At 69.8% G+C, this 16,953-nt stretch carries 14 protein-coding genes and 1 pseudogene; 7 read left to right on the top strand and 8 right to left on the bottom strand.

Annotated elements, in window-relative coordinates; all coding sequences use genetic code 11:
- Positions 1-36: 36 nt before the first annotated feature.
- A complete protein-coding gene (locus tag ABR738_RS13965) occupies positions 37-945 on the bottom strand; it encodes an aldo/keto reductase (RefSeq protein ID WP_350230296.1) in 909 nt (302 codons plus the stop codon).
- 346 nt (positions 946-1,291) lie between these two features.
- On the opposite strand from ABR738_RS13965, the gene alc reads away from it, so the two are divergent.
- Complete coding sequence (gene alc / locus ABR738_RS13960) at positions 1,292-2,449, top strand: allantoicase (RefSeq protein WP_350230295.1); 1,158 nt, start codon at positions 1,292-1,294, stop codon at positions 2,447-2,449.
- A gap of 126 nt (positions 2,450-2,575) precedes the next feature.
- On the opposite strand, the gene ABR738_RS13955 is transcribed toward alc, so the two are convergent.
- Genes ABR738_RS13955 through ABR738_RS13945 form a run of 3 tightly spaced genes read right to left on the bottom strand, consistent with a single transcriptional unit; the run spans position 2,576 to position 6,516 of the window.
- Positions 2,576-3,670, bottom strand: a complete 1,095-nt coding sequence (locus ABR738_RS13955) for a hypothetical protein (RefSeq protein WP_350230294.1) — start codon at positions 3,668-3,670, stop codon at positions 2,576-2,578.
- Between the two features lie 58 nt (positions 3,671-3,728).
- On the bottom strand, positions 3,729-5,999 hold the full coding sequence (locus ABR738_RS13950) for a hypothetical protein (RefSeq protein WP_350230293.1): 2,271 nt from the start codon (positions 5,997-5,999) through the stop codon (positions 3,729-3,731).
- Between the two features lie 43 nt (positions 6,000-6,042).
- Positions 6,043-6,516 carry a hypothetical protein gene (locus ABR738_RS13945; protein WP_350230292.1) on the bottom strand — a complete coding sequence of 158 codons (474 nt, stop codon included), beginning with the start codon at positions 6,514-6,516 and terminating at the stop codon, positions 6,043-6,045.
- 237 nt (positions 6,517-6,753) lie between these two features.
- On the opposite strand from ABR738_RS13945, the pseudogene ABR738_RS13940 reads away from it, so the two are divergent.
- Positions 6,754-6,900: pseudogene (locus ABR738_RS13940) on the top strand (allantoicase); the annotation flags it as partial.
- A gap of 206 nt (positions 6,901-7,106) precedes the next feature.
- Positions 7,107-7,958, top strand: coding sequence for a hypothetical protein (locus tag ABR738_RS13935; protein WP_350230291.1), 852 nt, complete (start codon positions 7,107-7,109; stop codon positions 7,956-7,958).
- 13 nt (positions 7,959-7,971) lie between these two features.
- Here the strand turns inward: ABR738_RS13935 and ABR738_RS13930 are convergent, their stop codons facing one another.
- Together ABR738_RS13930 and ABR738_RS13925 are read right to left on the bottom strand one after the other, a co-directional pair.
- On the bottom strand, positions 7,972-8,178 hold the full coding sequence (locus ABR738_RS13930; protein WP_350230290.1) for a DUF397 domain-containing protein: 207 nt from the start codon (positions 8,176-8,178) through the stop codon (positions 7,972-7,974).
- On the bottom strand, positions 8,175-9,011 hold the full coding sequence (locus tag ABR738_RS13925) for a helix-turn-helix domain-containing protein (protein WP_350230289.1): 837 nt from the start codon (positions 9,009-9,011) through the stop codon (positions 8,175-8,177). The genes ABR738_RS13930 and ABR738_RS13925 overlap by 4 nt, the downstream gene beginning before the upstream one ends.
- A 110-nt stretch (positions 9,012-9,121) precedes the next feature.
- Between ABR738_RS13925 and ABR738_RS13920 the strand changes: the two genes are divergently transcribed.
- From ABR738_RS13920 to ABR738_RS13910, 3 genes are read left to right on the top strand one after another with little or no spacing between them, the layout of a single operon-like run.
- A complete protein-coding gene (locus ABR738_RS13920) occupies positions 9,122-9,322 on the top strand; it encodes a hypothetical protein (protein WP_350230288.1) in 201 nt (66 codons plus the stop codon).
- A complete protein-coding gene (locus ABR738_RS13915) occupies positions 9,300-9,704 on the top strand; it encodes a hypothetical protein (RefSeq protein ID WP_350230287.1) in 405 nt (134 codons plus the stop codon). Before ABR738_RS13920 ends, ABR738_RS13915 begins: the two co-directional genes overlap by 23 nt.
- Before the next feature lie 3 nt (positions 9,705-9,707).
- Positions 9,708-10,895 carry a methyltransferase domain-containing protein gene (locus ABR738_RS13910; protein WP_350230286.1) on the top strand — a complete coding sequence of 396 codons (1,188 nt, stop codon included), beginning with the start codon at positions 9,708-9,710 and terminating at the stop codon, positions 10,893-10,895.
- Positions 10,896-10,981: 86 nt separating this feature from the next.
- Here ABR738_RS13910 and pepN read toward each other — a convergent pair whose 3' ends face one another.
- The gene (gene pepN / locus ABR738_RS13905) at positions 10,982-13,552 is read right to left on the bottom strand and encodes an aminopeptidase N (RefSeq protein ID WP_350230285.1); all 2,571 of its coding nucleotides are present in this window, start codon (positions 13,550-13,552) and stop codon (positions 10,982-10,984) included.
- Between the two features lie 603 nt (positions 13,553-14,155).
- Positions 14,156-15,172, bottom strand: a complete 1,017-nt coding sequence (locus ABR738_RS13900) for an aspartate-semialdehyde dehydrogenase (protein ID WP_350230284.1) — start codon at positions 15,170-15,172, stop codon at positions 14,156-14,158.
- Positions 15,173-15,425: 253 nt separating this feature from the next.
- Between ABR738_RS13900 and ABR738_RS13895 the strand changes: the two genes are divergently transcribed.
- Positions 15,426-16,904: a M28 family metallopeptidase gene (locus ABR738_RS13895; protein WP_350230283.1), complete on the top strand. Its 1,479-nt coding sequence runs from the start codon at positions 15,426-15,428 to the stop codon at positions 16,902-16,904.
- Positions 16,905-16,953: the final 49 nt, after the last annotated feature.

The following is a 16,953-nucleotide window of genomic DNA, read 5'->3' as shown; positions in this document are numbered from 1 at the left end:
CGCCGCGCACGCTACCGGCCGGGGCCCCCACGCGCGTCAGGGGCGCCGCGCCTCCAGGCGGGCCAGTTGGCCGGTGGTCAGGCGCAGTGCGCCCGCCGCCACGTTGTCGGCGAGGTGGTCCAGGTCGCCGGTGCCGGGGATGGCCAGGACGTGCGGCCCTCGGTGCAGTGTCCACGCGAGCCGTACGCGCGCCGCGCTCACCCCGTGCTCACGCGCGATCACCAGCACCTCCTCGTCCTGCGCGCCGCCCGCGTCCGCGCCCGCCTCGCGCCCCGCCCCCGCGATCGCGTAGAACGGCACGAACGCGATGCCCCGCTCGCCGCACAGCCGCAGCATGGCCTCCTGCTCGGCGGACGCGCCGATGCCGTACGGATTCTGTACGCACACGACGGGCGCGATGGCCTGGGCCTCGTCGAGGTGGGCCGGGCGCACATTGGACAGGCCCAGGTGGCGGATGAGCCCCGCTTCGCGCAGCTCGGCGAGCGCGCCGAACCGCTCGGCGACCGAGTCCGGCCCGACCACCCGCAGATTGACCACGTCCAGGTGGTCGCGGCCGAGCTGGCGCAAATTCTCCTCGACCTGCGCGCGCAGCGCCCCCGGGGTCCTGGCATGCTCGCCCCACTCGCCCGAGGGAAGCCGGGCCGGCCCGACCTTGGTGGTGATGACGAGGTCGTCGGCGTAGGGGGCGAGCGCCCGGTTGATCAGCTCGTTGGCGGAGCGCAGCGGGGAGAAGTAGAAGGCGGCGGTGTCGAGGTGGTTGACCCCGAGCTCAACTGCCCTGCGCAGAACGGCGATTGCCTGCTCACGGTCCCGGGGTACGGCGTCGGGGCGCAGGGCCGCGCCCCGCTGCGGCAGCCGCATGGTGCCGAAGCCGATGCGGTTGACGTCCAGATCGCCGAGCTTCCAGGTGCCCGCGGCGGCCGCGGTGATGGTGGGTGAAGTCATGCGGGGAGCATGCCAGCGCGAAGGGCGGCCGCCGCGAGGTGGCCAGAAGTGGCCAGACGGCCAGGGGCCCCCCGCGGCCCCGGCCGGACGGCCCCGGGGGCCCCTGGCCGGACGGCCCGGGTGCCCCCCGGCCAGGCGACCGGGGCGGGCGCCCTGCGGCCAGGCGACCCGGGCGGGGCCCCTGGCCAGGCGACCCGGGTGCGCGCCCCGGCCGGACGCCCCGGTGCGCGCCGCGCCCCCGCCCCGACGATCCGACGGCGCGCGCTCAACCATTCAGCACAGCTGAAAGGTATATCCCGAAACTTTCGATGGACGCGGGGCCCGGGAGGCGACGAGAGTCTGAGCCATGACCTCCGCCACCGAGCACCCCGGGAACCTCGCCCCCGCATCCTCAGCCGACCCGCACGCCAACGACGCCGCGCCCTACGGCGGCGGCGACCCGTACGCCGACTACCGCTCGGGCCACTTCGCCTTCACCGAGCTCGTCGACCTCGCGGACCGCAGGCTCGGCGCGGGGGTCATCGCCGCCAACGACGAGTTCTTCGCCGAGCGCGAGAACCTGCTCGTGCGCGAGCGCGCCGTCTTCGACCCGGAGCACTTCGGGCACAAGGGCAAGATCATGGACGGCTGGGAGACCCGCCGCAGGCGCGGGGTGGACGCCGACCACGTCTTCCCCGCGCCGCAGGACCACGACTGGGCGCTCGTACGCCTCGGCGCGCCCGGCGTGATCAAGGGCGTCGTCGTCGACACGGCGCACTTCCGCGGCAACTACCCGCAGCGGATCTCCCTCCAGGCCACCGCGGTCGAGGGCTCACCCGGCCCCGACCAGCTCCTTGCCGACGACGTGAAGTGGGACGAGCTCGTCCCGCCCACCCCGGTGCGCGGCCACGCCGAGAACGGCTTCGAGATCACGACGGGCCGCCGCTACACCCACGTACGGCTCTGCCAGCACCCCGACGGCGGCGTGGCGCGCCTGCGCGTGCACGGCGAGGTCGTGCCGGACCCGGAGTGGCTGGACACGCTGGGCACCATCGACCTCGTGGCGGCCGTCAACGGCGGCTCCTACGAGGACGCGAGCGACAAGTTCTACTCCTCGCCCACGCAGATCATCCTGCCCGGCACCTCGCGCAAGATGGACGACGGCTGGGAGAACCGGCGCCGCCGCGTGCGCGACACCAACGACTGGGTGCGCTTCCGGCTGGTCGCACGGGGGGCGATCAGGGCGGTCGAGATCGACACGGCGTACCTGAAGGGCAACTCGGCGGGCTGGATCGCGCTGAGCGGGCGCGACGGCGAGACGGGGGAGTGGTTCGAGATCATCCCGCGTACGCGCCTCCAGCCCGACACGCTGCACCGGTTCCGCCTCACGTCCCAGGCGGTGGCGACCCATGTCCGCCTCGACGCGTTCCCCGACGGCGGGGTGGCCCGGATGCGCCTGCACGGCACCCTCACGCCCGAGGGTGCGGCCGAACTGCGCCGCCGCCACACGGAGTTGACGGGCTGACCCCGCCCCTCCCTCCCACCTCCGCCCGGCGGAACGGCTGCGCGACGACGCCCGTCCGCCGGGCGGTTCTCATGGGTGGGCGCATGGGAGCAAGCGGCGGGGTCTGGCGTGGCTCCTGAGAACCCGTCAGGGTAGCGTGACCCGGGGGCACCTGTGTGCGTCGGCGGTGGCGTCGAGAAAGTTCTGGAACGCGGCCTTCTTCGCCTTGGTGTAGTCGGCAGCGGAATGGCTGACGCTGTCGAGCAGGGCTCCTTCGTACGTGTTGCTCCAATGCGCCGCGAAGTACGTGTCCCCGGCGCCGCAGTGCAGAACGGCCTGGTCCGGGCCGGCGACTCCGCGGTCGGCGGGGAGATCGCGCAGCGTCTCGCTGCCGCCCGTCGCCGCCTGAACCATGTTCGTGTCCGTCGTCGCGGCGAAGGAGACGGACGCCTTCTCCGACCCCGCCAGGTGCAGGTCGCACGCCCAGGTACGGGGGCCGCCTTGATTCACCTGCTCCGTGTCCGGCTCGGCCCGGCCGACGAGGACGACACTCTTGGGCAGTGTGAAACCGCGCACGCCGCACATGTTCTGGACATCCGTCGGGCGTGCCGCCGAGGGAGCGGCGAGAGCGGGGGAGCTCGGGAGCGCAGGGGTGTCGCAGCCGGCCTTCTCGGCGACCTGCCGGGCCGAGCGCGTCAACAACCGGGCCAGCCCGTCCAGGTCCGCCGAGCCCTTCTCGACCGTGGCCGTCACCACCGCCACCTCGCCGTCCCCGGCCCGCACGACCCGATTGCCCTGGAGGCCGCCGACCTTGCTCCAACACGCCTTCGGTAGAACGACGTACCCACCGCTGGACGACAATGCGCCCGTCGCGCCGGAGGTGAGGTAGGAACGGCCCGCGGGATCCTTCCAGACGCTGGTGGTGAAGGGGAACGCGCCCTGCTCGTGGGTCGTCCTCACCGTCACCCGTTGCTCCTCACCCCCGATGAAGCGACTGGTCCGTTCGAGGGTGCACGCGAACTCGGCATGCCGCGCGTCACCTTGGACACGAACCTGCGCCAGCCGCCCCGGGGAGTCCAGAGCGGCCCGCGCCTCCTCGCTGCCCAACCGCCCCCCACAGAACGAGTCCGCGCCGAGCAGATCCGTATTCCACCAGCAGTACCCGGACGCGAGCAGGGCGAGCACGGCCAGGGACCCCGCGGCTATGAGGGCAGGCTTCTTCTTCGGTACCAGGACGGTCATGGCGCGGCCCAAGCTTTCTTGTTGCGGCGTCGAGTCGGAATGGACAGCCTTACGCGCGTCAGGTGCGGGAACGCAGGGCCTCGAACGCTATCTGGCGTCCACCGACATAACTTTGTCGGGCCTCCCCCGCCGCGGCCGACGCGATGCCGGGGTCTATGTGTCGTTCGCTGCCCCAAGCGTTGAAGTAGCGGTCGAGGTTGTCCTGAGCGATGTCGTTGCCTCGGCTCAGCTCCTCTTTCGACAAGGAGCCTTCCTCGGCCTGCACGCCGGCGAGCCAGTCGTTCAGGCCCACATCCACGAGGCGCTGAGCGCCATCGCCGATGCCGGGGATGCCGGTGATCAGGCCGCCTCCTATGTGATAGCCGTAGAAGCGCTTCGCGGTGGCATCGCTGATTCTGCTGTCATGGACGTCCATCTTCACGTCACCGCCGACCGCGTTGAGAGCACCGGTGACCTCGCCGAACTTACGCGCTTCGTTGGTGGCGGCGGTGGCGTCGGGGAAGTGCTGGCTCATCAGTTCCTGGGACATGTAACCCTGTTGCGCTTGATAGACGCGCTCGAAATTGGTGGTGTTGCCGTCCTCGGAGACGCCGCGGATCATGCGGATCAAGCTGCTTCGGCTATTTTGTATTTGCGAGTCGGCACCCTGTGCGTGGATCTCCGCGTGACCGGCACGGCCGCCGGGTGCGTCGCCGTTGATGATGTCGACAGCGTCGGGCGAGTAGTCGGCGAGGGCCTGAGACAGTGGTCCACGCATGGCCGCATAATCCTGCTGGCCCAGGACGGTGTCTGCCTTGCCGATCCGCGGGTGACGGGGGTCTTCACCGTTCTTGCCGTCGGCGTCGCCATAGTCGATGAGGTTGATCGTGTCGTGCATTACGCGGGCCTGAGCGGCTGTGTGGCGGCCGAGTTCGCCTCCCACTGCGTCCGGCACATTTCCGGTAGCTCCAGCTGAAAGGGCGAGCCCGAGACCGGTACGGACGTCGCCGTCGAATGTGTCGGGGCCGGCAACCTCTGCCTTACCGACCTCGTTCGAAGCGTGGACGTGGTTCCAGTCCCGATCGTTGAGCAGGTACTTCAGGTTGTCGTTCTTGCCGTCCGCGCCCGGGTCAAGGTAGCTGGTAGTCGTTTCCGGGTCCTGGGACATGATGCCGAGGACGCCGTCGAGGGGGTCGTTGGCGAACCATCCGTCGTTCTTGCCGCTGAAGTCCCCCCATAGATCCCAAATCCCGGGGTCGCCCCCTTTGGTCTTGTCTTCGGCGGTCCGGATGTCGGTGGCCATGTCCTTGAGGAATTGTCCGGAGTAACCGCCGCCCTGCTCCATCAGGGTTACAAGGCTCTGATAACCGCGCACTTGCTGTCCATGGCCGGTGCCGACCTTTATCTTGTCGCCGGCGGCGTCCAGATCAAATTTCTGGACCCCGGCCCTCTGTAGGTTGGAGCGGAACTTTTTGTACCATGCTGAATTTGTATCCTTCGTGGCTGCGGCCAGGGAGTTGGCGAGATCTTTCTGAAGTTCCGCATATGTCCCCTGGCTCTTGCCGCCATGGGTGAGGTCACTGAGTTTATTGGCGAATTCGATCGCGCCAGCAGCGCCCAGTCCATCCAGGAACATCTGGTTGAAGGCTTTGTTGCCGGCGTTGTCACGAAAGGCGCGACGCGCCTCCTCGATATCTTGAGCGCTGGCCGATCCTGAGTCTATTCGAGTGGCAATATGGGCGAGTTCGTCCGCCTCGTATTTTTCGATATCGCCACTGGCTTGGCCATTGAAGCCGTTTACCGTGCCGTCCAGAACATTCGAGTCGAGTGTGACCGCCAGGAAGGCGACTTCGACACCCTTGTCCGCGTCGTTGACTGCCTTGACCGCGTTGTCGATATGTTCCTGCCATGTGGCAGTGGCCTTGAGTGCGCTCTGTCTGAAGTCAGGATCGTGCTGAATCGCCGTTCGTTCGCTCTCGGTCAGTCGGTCGTAGTCATACGCGACGACGCCTTGCTCCGAGACCTTCATGCCGGCCTTGACGGCATCGTCGTGAGCGGCCTGCACCTTCGCTTTGAGGGCCGCGTACTGTGCGTGTGCGTCGCGCAGAAGTGAGGCGATGGACTTGGCTTCGGTCTGCGCATATTGGAATTCGCGCAGAGTCACATCAAACCGTCCTCGGGCCGCAGCGGCGCTGATCCCCTGCCATCCGCTGCCCATGGAGATTCCGTGCACGTCACGCTTGTAAGCGACTTCCTGGTCATGGAATTTGCTTGCCATGCCGTCCCAACTGGTGGCGGCTGTGGTGAGTGCGCCGAGATCTGTAGTCAGTATCTCGTGGTACGTAGGCATGTAATCCCCGTCAAATGCGTTTGCATCAAAGGCGTCAGTCTGCTCAGTACATGTCGATAGCGGAGGAAGTACGCACCTTCTGAAGCTCCGACCGCACGCCGAAGTCCGGATTGCTCAACGACGTATTCGCGCTTCGCAGAGCGCCCTTCTCGGAACTGAGGCGATTCATGAGGCCTTGCACCTGCTCGCCCCAGGCCTTGTGCACCTGCCTGAGTGCGGACGAAATGAGCCAGCCGTGACCGTCTTTTGCGTCGAAAGCTTTGGCCGCCTTGGATGTCTCTTCATCCGAGTGGCTGCCGGCCTGCCTCGTGTTCGGCTCGATGTGGTCCTCAATGGCCCTGGCCGCAGCAGTCTTCTGCCTGGGTGACGAGACCAGATCCTGCTGACCACCGAAAGAGCCCGAAGGTGGAGTGGTGGCCCCGGCTGGACTACCGGGGTCCGCAGGTATTTGGTTGATCTGCGTTCTGGTGGACGGATCCGCAGTGCCACCCGAATTTTCCGCGTCGCCCCACACCATGGCTCCTGTTCCCCCTGATGGCCGTTCCTCAACCGTCAAGGCGAGGTTAGCAAGCGCCCGTTCTGGGGCCGGAGCCGCCCTCCGGCAGGCGGCCTGAACGGGTGTACCTCAACTCGTATGGCAAATGGCCTGGTTGTGGGACTGGCGTGACCTGTCACTGGAGCGGTCGCAGCAGGGCTATCTCCGAGACCGGCAGGCAGGTAGCCCCATTCGAGCTCCTGGGAGCGCGCCCGCAGCTTCCCCATCACGTCCCAGGCGGTGGCGACCCATGTCCGCCTCGACGCGTTCCCCGACGGCGGGGTGGCGCGGATGCGCCTGCACGGCACCCTCACGGCAGAGGGCGCGGCCGAACTGCGCCGCCGCCACACGGAGTTGACGGGCTGACCCCGCCCCTCCCTCCCACCTCCGCCCGGCGGAACGGCTGCGCGACGACGCCCGTCCGCCGGGCGGTTCTCATGGGTGGGCGGGCGCGTCCGTCGACCGTCGATTGAACGCGTTCAAAATACCTGACAGGATGGCGCTCATCGTCGAGGCCGACAGACCGCTGGTGGAACGGCGTTCATTCGTCGTGCCGCGAGGGGGCTCGCACAGTGGAGCAGGGGGAGGGGCCCAAGCGCCGCTTGCTGCCGGCCTCGACGCTGGTGCTGTTGGTGGAGGGGGCGCTCGGCCTTGTGGTCTGGACGGTGCTCGGTGTGACCCAGGAGTCGCGGCCTCCCGCCATCGGAATCCTGACGCTGCCGTGCCTTGCCGTGGGCGGCACACTCCTCGCGGTCGCGGTCTCCGCGGTGTTCGTCCTGCCCTCGGTGCGCCTCGCCGACGCACTGGCCCGCCGCTTCGGCGGCCGGGCGCGGTGGTGGGTGCCGCTCGTGGCGTCGGTGCTCACGCTGGTAGTGGTCGCGGCGCCGGTCTCGCTGAGCGGCGGGTCGTCCCTCCTGACCACCACCGCGTGCTGGCTGACGGCAGCCGCCGCGCTGACCGCCCCCGCCCTGCTCTGCCGCCTCGGATGCGGCCGGCCCCTGCGCAGGCTGGCCCTGTGGGGAACGGGCACGGTGCTCGCCACCGCGGCCCTCGGTGCGACCGCCCTCCTCACCGGCGTCCTGCACGAGTACCGCCCACCGACCCTCACCCCGGCCGCGCTGGCCGGAACGTGGACGGACGGAAAGGGCGGCACGGTGACCCTTGAACGTGACGGCACAGCCAGGGCGTTCGGCGTGGGCCCGGATGCGCGCGACGAGGAGAAGTGCACGGCACAGGGCACATGGGCCCTCCGGGAAGGCACAAGCCGCTGGACCCAGACCGTCGACATCAAGGCCGGCACCTGCGCGGGACATACCTGGAACGTGGGCGGCACGACGGCCCGTCCCGCCCTGTATCAGTACGTGGGCGACCCGGACGAGGATGAGGTGTACGAGCTGCGGAAGACGAGCGGGGCCACGGAGTAGCCCCGCCGGCCTCTTACGCGCCGGCCCCCCGGGCGAGTTCGACGAGGCCGAGGAAGGCGCGCGGGGTGAGGCGCAGGACCGGACCGCCGGGGTTCTTGCTGTCGCGCACCGGGACCACGCCGTCGCCGGTGTCGGCGAGGTTGGTGGCGACTTCCACGCACTGGCCGCCGTTTTCGCTGTACGAGGACGTGAACCAACGGGGGGAGGGTTCGGCTGTCACGGAGTGCCCCTTCGTATCTCGCTGATCATGGCCACGGAGGCCGCCTGAGAGAGCGCTTCCGCCTGTAGCTGATGGTACTTGCGCAGTATGGGGAGAACCGCAGTGGATTCGCGCTCCAGATGGCCTCGTTGGGACGACTCGGCGTACGACATGAGCGAGCGGTCGGTGCTTGTCAGCACGGTGACGGGCAGGCTGAACGGTCGTCGTTCCCCCATGCTGAACGGCGCGACTTGGAGGACGGTGTTCGGGAGCTCGGCAAAGCTCAACAGCCCCTCGCACTGGGCGTCCATGACAGCGGCACCGCCGACGGGCCTGCGTACGCAACTCTCGTCCAGCACCACGAAGACCATCGGCGGCGGCGTCCGGGCGATCGCCGCCTGACGTTCGGCGACGAGCGCCATCTGTTCCGCCGCCTGCTCGGGCGTGATGGCGCCCCGCTTGACGGCGCTCCCCGCTAGGACGGCCGCGTACTCCGGTGTCTGGAGCAGACCGGGGACGACGCCCACCTCGTACAGGCGGATCTCCGCCGCCCGGCTCTCGTGGCCCACGTACTCCGGGAACCCCTCCAGGAGCGAGCCGTGCCGGATCTCGCGCCAGTCGCGCTCGAACGTGTCGAGGGAGCCCACGAGACCGAAGGCGACGTCGGCTCTGCGCGCGAAGCGGAGAGTCGCCATCTTGCGACCGGTTTCGACGGCCGACACATGCGTGCCGGAGTAACCCATCTCCCCGCCAAGGTCCTCCTGCTTCCAGCCGCGTGCCTCCCGCGCACTGCGCAGACGTGCCCCGAAGGCTGCTTGGGGACTGGCGTCCGGCTGTAACTCCTTGCGGTTCAAGGCGACTTCACCAACCTTCCGTGCGGTTCTGCCACGTTGATCGGTTCTCGACTCTAGGCCACGCTGATGGCTGTTGGTAGCGAAACCGTTACAGAGAGGAGTGAAGAACCATGCCTCGGAAGTACACCCCGCCCTGGCTCTGTTCGCGCTCGCCCGTTCCGCCCGAGCCCGTCCCCGAACCCGGCTGCGAGGCCTGCGTGGCGGCCAGCGTGGTGCGGGCGCGCGCCCACATGGCCGGTGACGCCGACGGCGTCGCCCGGGCCACCCGGCGGATCCGGCTGCACCCCCATGAGCACGACGACGAGTGCTGAGCGGAGGGCGATCGTGCTGGACTTGGCCGCCGTGCGGGCCACGGACTTCATGAAGCCACGGCCGGGCCCCATCGACCCGCGCTCCTGCCCGGCCTGTGCGCTGGTCAAGTCGATCGCCATCGAGGCGGCCGAGACCAGGGACCGGGAACTGACCATCCAATGGGTCGAACTCGCCTCCACCCACGCCCAGTTGGGGCACCCGTGGGACCGCAGGTGGGCCGCGGCCGTCACGACGTGCGACGCGACATGGGAGAACAACGACGTGAGTGCTACGGCGCACAACGGTGGGGACAAGCTCCCCGGTACGCCCTACCCCGGGCCGCATCTGCCGCCGACTCCCGACGGCGGCCCGGGAGTTCCGAACCCGCCGAAGGCCGGCTGACCGATGAACCCCGACGCACAGCGGGCGCGCCCCAGCCGTACCGGGCTGGGGCGCGCCCTCATGGCCTGCGGTGTGCTCGCCTCGGACTGGGCGCCCGCCTTCGCCGCCGTTCCGCGCGCGGCCTTCCTGCCCGACCTCATCTGGCCCTTCGACGTGGAGACGGGGCAAAGCGTCGCCGTCTTCAGGGCGGAGGAACCGGAGCGCTGGCATCAGTACGCCGACGCCGACGTGCCGATCGTCACGCAGTGGGACGACGGTGCCCACACCGGGCGCGAGCCGGGATGCGTCGCGACCAGCTCGGCGTCCATGCCCAGCGTCGTGTTCTCGATGCTCCGGGACCTGGACGTGCGGCCCGGCCACCGCGTGCTGGAGATCGGTACCGGCACCGGATGGAACGCCGCCCTGCTCGCCCACCGGCTGGGCGCCGCGAACGTGGTCACGGTGGAGGTGGACGCTGCCGTGGCGGCCACCGCGCGAAGCAACCTCGCACGGTTCGAAATGCCCGGCGTGCGGGTGGTCCACGGGGACGGGTTCAACGACTGCCCGGACGCGGCACCCTACGACCGCACCATCGCCACCTGCGGGCTCCGGTCCATCCCGTACGCGTGGGTCGAACAGTCCGTGCCGGGCGGGGTCGTCGTCGTCCCCTGGGGGACGCACTTCGGCAACGGGGACGCCGTGGCCCGGCTGGTCGTCGCCGACGACGGGAAAAGCGCGTCGGGGAGGTTCACGGGACCCGTCGAGTTCATGAAGCTCCGCGCGCAGCGCCTGCCGGTCGTGGACCACTCCTCGTACGTCCCGGGCAGCGTCGCCGACGGCGACGAGTCGTCCACCACCCGCACGGAAAACCGGTTCGTCGGCGGCCCGTTCAGCCCTCGGGACTTCGTCCTCGGGCTGTGCGTACGGGACTGCGCGCGGACGGTCGCCGCGAAGGAGGAGGGAGCGAGGGCCGTCTGGTTCTACGGGCTGTCGGGCTGCCGCTCCTGGGCGTGCGTCCAGTTCCGGGACGGCGCCACCACGCGCGTCTGGCAGTCGGGGCCCCGCCGCCTCTGGGACGAGGTGGAAGCCGCCCTGCGATGGTGGGACGGGCAGGGGCGCCCGAGGCCCGGCCGGTTCGGACTGACCGTGGACGCGGCGGGCGAGCGGGTGTGGCTGGGCGTCCCGGACAACCCGGTGCCAGGTGGCCCGTAGCGGGAAGGGGCGGGGAGCGGACCGTACGGCCTGCTCCCCGCCCCTCCAACTCCGTTACGCGGACTCCGTCGCGCGGACGAACTCCGTTACACGGACGCCGCGTCCGCCGCGCGGGCCCGCAGGGCGCGTTCCACGCCTGCTCGGGATTCCGAGATCAGGCGGCGCAGGGACGCGTTGGGCTCGGCCTTGGCCAGCCACGCGTCCGTCGCGTCCAGGGTCTCCTGGGAGACCAGCAGCGACGGGTACAGGCCCACCGCGATCTGCTGGGCGATCTCGTGCGAGCGGGTCTCCCAGACGCCCTTGACCGCGTCGAAGAACTTCGGCGCGTACGGCGCGAGCAGTTCGCGCTGGTCGGTCTGGACGAAGCCGCCGATGACCGCCTCCTGTACCGCGTTCGGGAGGGCGTCGCCCTCCACCACCGACGCCCACGCCTCGGCCTTCGCCTCCGGCGTCGGCCGCGCGGCCCGGGCGGTCGCCGCGTGCCGCTCGCCCGCCGCCGTCCGGTCGCGCTCCAGCTCCGCGGCGATGTCCGGCTCGTCGAAGACGCCGGTCGCGGCCAGCCGCTCCACGAAAGCCCAGCGCAGCTCGGTGTCCACGACAAGGCCCTCGATGACCTGGGCGCCCGTCAGCAGGTCCTGGAGCAGGTCGATCTGCTGCGGGGTGCGCGCCGTCGCGGCGAACGCGCGGGCCCACGCCAGCTGGTGGTCGCTGCCCGGCTCCGCGGTGCGCAGGTGCGCGAGCGTGGCCTCGGTCCACTGGGTCAGACCCGCGTCGCGCCACTCGGGCGCCGCGTACAGGTCGAGGGCCAGCTTCACCTGGCGGTGCAGGGACTGCACCACACCGATGTCGGACTCCTTGGTCACGCCCGACAGGACGAGCGCCAGGTAGTCACGCGTGGGGAGCTCGCCGTCGCGGGTCATGTCCCAGGCAGACGCCCAGCACAGCGCGCGCGGCAGGGACTCGGCGAAGTCGCCCAGGTGCTCGGTGACGACGCGCAGGGACTCCTCGTCCAGGCGGACCTTCGCGTAGGAGAGGTCGTCGTCGTTGAGCAGCACGACCGCCGGGCGGGCCTTGCCCACCAGGGCGTCCACGGCGGTCAGTTCACCGTCGATGTCCAGCTCGACGCGGTCGGTGCGCACCAGCTTGCCGGCCTCGTCCAGAGCGTAGAAGCCGATCGCGATGCGGTGCGGCCGCAGCGTGGGCTCGCCCTTGGCGCCGGCGGGCAGCGCGGGGGCCTCCTGGCGGACGGCGAAGGAGGTGATGACGCCCGACTCGTCGACCGTGATCTCGGGCCGCAGCACATTGATGCCGGCCGTTTCCAGCCACGCCTTGGACCACGTCTTCAGGTCACGCCCGCTCGTCTTCTCCAGCGCGCCGAGCAGGTCCGAGAGGCGGGTGTTGCCGAACGCGTGCGCCTTGAAGTAGGCCTGCACGCCCTGGAAGAACTCGTCCATGCCGACGTAGGCGACGAGCTGCTTGAGCACCGAGGCGCCCTTGGCGTACGTGATGCCGTCGAAGTTGACCAGGACGTCGTCCAGGTCGCTGATGTCCGCCATGATCGGGTGCGTGGAGGGAAGCTGGTCCTGGCGGTAGGCCCAGGTCTTCATCGTGTTGGCGAACGTCGTCCACGAGTGCGGCCAGCGCGAACCCGGCGCGTGGGCCTGGCAGGCGATCGAGGTGTACGTGGCGAACGACTCGTTCAGCCACAGGTCGTTCCACCACTCCATCGTCACCAGGTCGCCGAACCACATGTGGGCCAGCTCGTGCAGGATGGTCTCGGCGCGGACCTCGTAGGCGGCGTCGGTCACCTTCGAGCGGAAGACGTACTGGTCGCGGATGGTGACCGCGCCCGCGTTCTCCATCGCGCCCGCGTTGAACTCCGGCACGAAGAGCTGGTCGTACTTGGCGAACGGGTAGGCGTAGTCGAACTTCTCCTGGAACCAGTCGAAGCCCTGGCGGGTCACCGCGAAGATCTCGTCCGCGTCGAGGAATTCGGCGAGCGAGGGGCGGCAGTAGATGCCGAGCGGGACGCTCTGGCCGTCCTTCTCGTAGCTGCTGTGCACCGAGTGGTACGGGCCGGCGATCAGGGCGGTGATGTAGGAGGAGATGCGCGGCGTGGGCTCGAAGACCCAGACGTCGTCCTTCGGCTCCGGGGTCGGCGAGTTGGAGATCACCGTCCAGCCGCTCGGCGCCTTCACGGTGAACTGGAAGCTCGCCTTCAGGTCCGGCTGCTCGAAGGAGGCGAAGACGCGGCGCGCGTCGGGGACCTCGAACTGCGTGTACAGGTAGGCCTGTTGGTCCACCGGGTCCACGAAGCGGTGCAGGCCCTCGCCGGTGTTGGTGTACGCGCAGTCCGCGACCACCCTCAGTTCGTTCGCGCCCGCGGCGAGCCCGGTCAGGGTGATCCGCGAGTCGGCGAAGGCGGCGGCCGCGTCCAGGGCGGTGCCGTTCAGGACGACCTCGCGCACGGTCGGTGCGACGAGGTCGATGAAGGTCTCCGCCCCGGCTTCGGCGCACTCGAAGCGCACGGTTGCGACGGAGCTGTACGTTCCGCCCTCCTGTGCGCCGCTCAGGTCGAGCTCGATCGTGTACGAGTCGACGGTGAGCAGGGCTGCCCGTCGCTGCGCCTCTTCACGGGTCAGATTCGTGCCAGGCACCCGGTCATCTCCTTCAGATGCTTCAGTTCCATCAGATCGTGACGTTCCGGCCATCCTTGCACGGGGGGTGTGGGCGGCGCGATGGCCGTTTTTCGGGGGTACGGTTTCGGCTGCGGGCCGTCGGAGGATGCCCGCGCAGTTCCCCGCGCCCCTTGAGGCGTGCGTGCACCGGTGGGGGCCGTTCGCGCAGTTCCCCGCGCCCCTTAACAGGTGCGTTCTTCGGTGCGGGGTTGTTTGTGGTTGCTCGCGCAGTTCCTCGCGCCCCTTGAGGGGTGCGTGCACCGGTGCGGGCCGGTGGGGGCCGTTCGCGCAGTTCCCCGCGCCCCTTAACAGGTGCGTTCTTCGGTGCGGGGTTGTTTGTGGTTGCTCGCGCAGTTCCTCGCGCCCCTTAGGGAGCGCGTTCCCTTCCGGTGCTGGGCGGGCACGGCCTTTAGGGGCGCGGGGAACTGCGCGATCAGCCCGCGCCGGCCCGCGGGCGGGATTGCACGGCGGCGTCCCCTCCGGCCCGGGGGCGGGTACGGCTTCAGGGGCGCGGGGAACTGCGCGGGCGACCCCGGCCGGCTCGCGGGCGGGCCGGCGCTGGGGGTGCCCAGGGTGGCGGGGTCAGGACGTCAGTTCGGTGGCGACCAGTTCCGCGATCTGGACGGCGTTGAGCGCCGCCCCCTTGCGGAGGTTGTCGTTGGACATGAACAGCGCGAGACCGTTCTCCACGGTCTCGTCGACCCGGATGCGGCCCACATACGACGCGTCCTTGCCCGCCGCCTGAAGCGGGGTCGGGATCTCGGAGAGCTCCACCCCGGGCGCCGAGCCCAGCAGCTCGTACGCGCGCTCCACGCTGATCGGCCGGGCGAAACGCGCGTTGACCTGGAGCGAGTGCCCGGAGAAGACCGGCACGCGCACACACGTGCCGGACACCTTGAGGTCCGGGATCTCCAGGATCTTGCGGGACTCGTTGCGGAGCTTCTGCTCCTCGTCGGTCTCGAAGGAGCCGTCGTCCACCAGGTTGCCCGCGAACGGCAGCACGTTGAAGGCGATAGGACGCTTGTAGACGCCCGGCTCGGGGAACTCGACGGCGTCCCCGTCGAAGGTCAGCTGGTCGGCGGCCTCGGCGACCTTGCAGGCCTGCTCGTGCAGCTCGGCCACGCCCGCCAGGCCCGAGCCGGAGACGGCCTGGTAGGTGGTGGCGACCAGCGCGGTGAGGCCCGCCTCGTCGTGCAGCGGACGAAGGACCGGCATCGCGGCCATCGTGGTGCAGTTCGGGTTGGCGATGATGCCCTTGGGGCGGTTGGCGACGGCGTGCGGGTTGACCTCGGAGACCACGAGCGGCACCTCGGGGTGGCCACGCCACGCGGAGGAGTTGTCGATCACCACGGCGCCCTGCGACGCCACCTTCTCGGCCAGGGCGCGCGAGGTCGCGCCGCCCGCCGAGAACAGCACGATGTCCAGGCCCGAGTAGTCGGCCGTGGAGGCGTCCTCGACCGTCACGCCGTCCAGGACCGTACCGGCGGAGCGCGCGGAGGCGAACAGGCGCAGCTCGTCGACCGGGAACGCCCGCTCGACGAGGATCTTGCGCATGACTGAGCCGACCTGCCCGGTGGCTCCGACGATTCCGACCCTCACGGTGACTCCTTTGGTGCTCACGTGCGGCGCACGTGGTCTTCGAACGACTCCGGCGCATCCATGATGCGTCGGCGCCCGGCGGACTTGTCCAATCCATTGTCCGGGGTGTGGGACGCCTGCCCACTTGTGACAAGTCCATGGCATCCGTGTTGCATCCGCCCCGAAATGCCCCATGGGGCGGTTTTTGCTGGTTACGGTCCTGGCAAGCCGGTCGATCACCGGCGACACCGCACCGCGTACCGGAGGATTTCCCGTGCCCGTATCCCGCCGCAACCGGGTCATAGCGGCTCTGGCCGCCGCTCCCGTCCTGGTGGCCCTCGCGACCCCGGCCACTGCCCGCCCCGCCCCCGGCCCGCGCCTCGCCAGGACGCTGGTCGAGGACGCGTCGGGAGAGAGCGCCTACCGCCACCTCGTGAAGTTCCAGGAGATCGCCGACGCCAACGGCGGCAACCGCGCCGCGGGCACCCCCGGCTACGACGCCTCGGCCGCCTATGTGTACGGACAGCTCCAGCGGGCCGGGTACGACGTCTCGTACCAGGACTTCAGCATCTACGAGTCGAAGACGCTGCGCGAGAAGCTGACCGTGGCCGGCGCGAACGGGGCCGGCGGCCGTCAACTGCCCGTCTCCGCCTTCCAGTTCAGCAAGTCGACCCCCGAGGGCGGGCTCACCGCCGAGGTGAAGGCGGCGCGGGTGGACGACACCCCGGGCTGCTCGCTCGACGACTACGCCTCCGGCGACTTCACCGGCAGGATCGCCCTGGTCAAGCGCGGCAGCTGCACCTTCAAGGAGAAGGAGGCCGTCGCGGCCCGGGCCGGCGCGGCCGGCCTCATCCTCTACAACCACTCCGGGACCGCGCCGGTGCGCGGCACGAACGAGGCGCCGGACAACGCACACATCCCGGCCGCCGGGATCTCCCTGGCCGACGGCGAAGCGCTCGCCGCGCGGGCGGCCAAGGGGCCGGTGAAGGTCACCCTCGACGTGGCCACCCGGTCCATCGCCAAGAAGACCCGCAATGTGATCGCCGAGACCCGCACGGGCAGCCCCGACGAGGTCGTCGCGCTCGGCAGCCACCTCGATTCGGTGCCCGCGGGCCCCGGCATCAACGACAACGGCTCCGGCTCGGCCGGACTGCTCGAAGTGGCGCTCAAGCTGGCCGATGAGACCAAGCAGACCAGGAAGCACCCCAAGAGACTCCCGCACAAGGTGCGGTTCGCCTGGTGGTCGGGCGAAGAGCTCGGCCTGCTCGGCTCGGACCACTATGTGAAGAGCCTCACCGAACGGCAGAAGCAGCAGATCAAGCTGTATCTGAACTTCGACATGATCGGCTCGCCCAACGCCGCCCAGCTCGTCTACGACGGCGACGACTCCGACAAGAAGGGCGCGGGCCCTGGACCGGCCGGCTCGGCCGGCATCGAGAACCTGATCAACGGCTACCTCGACCAGCGCCACGTACCGCACGAGGGCTATGACTTCGACGGCCGCTCCGACTACGGCCCCTTCATCGAGGTCGGCATCCCCGCCGGCGGCACCTACACCGGCGCCGAGGAGATCAAGACGGCCGAGCAGGCCGCCAAGTGGGGCGGCCGCGCGGGCGAGGCCTTCGACCCGCACTACCACGCGGCCGGCGACACGTTGGACAACATCGACAGGAAGTACTTCGACCTCAACATCGACGTCATCGCGCACGCGGTGGGCATCTACGCCCACGACCTGAGTTCGCTCGGCCACTGAGCCGGGCGCGAAAAGCGGGGCGGGTGCTCGTGAAGAGCGCCCGCCCCGC

Source organism: Streptomyces sp. Edi4, assembly GCF_040253615.1.
GTDB lineage: Bacteria > Actinomycetota > Actinomycetes > Streptomycetales > Streptomycetaceae > Streptomyces.
This window is presented reverse-complemented; position numbering and strand designations above follow the sequence as displayed.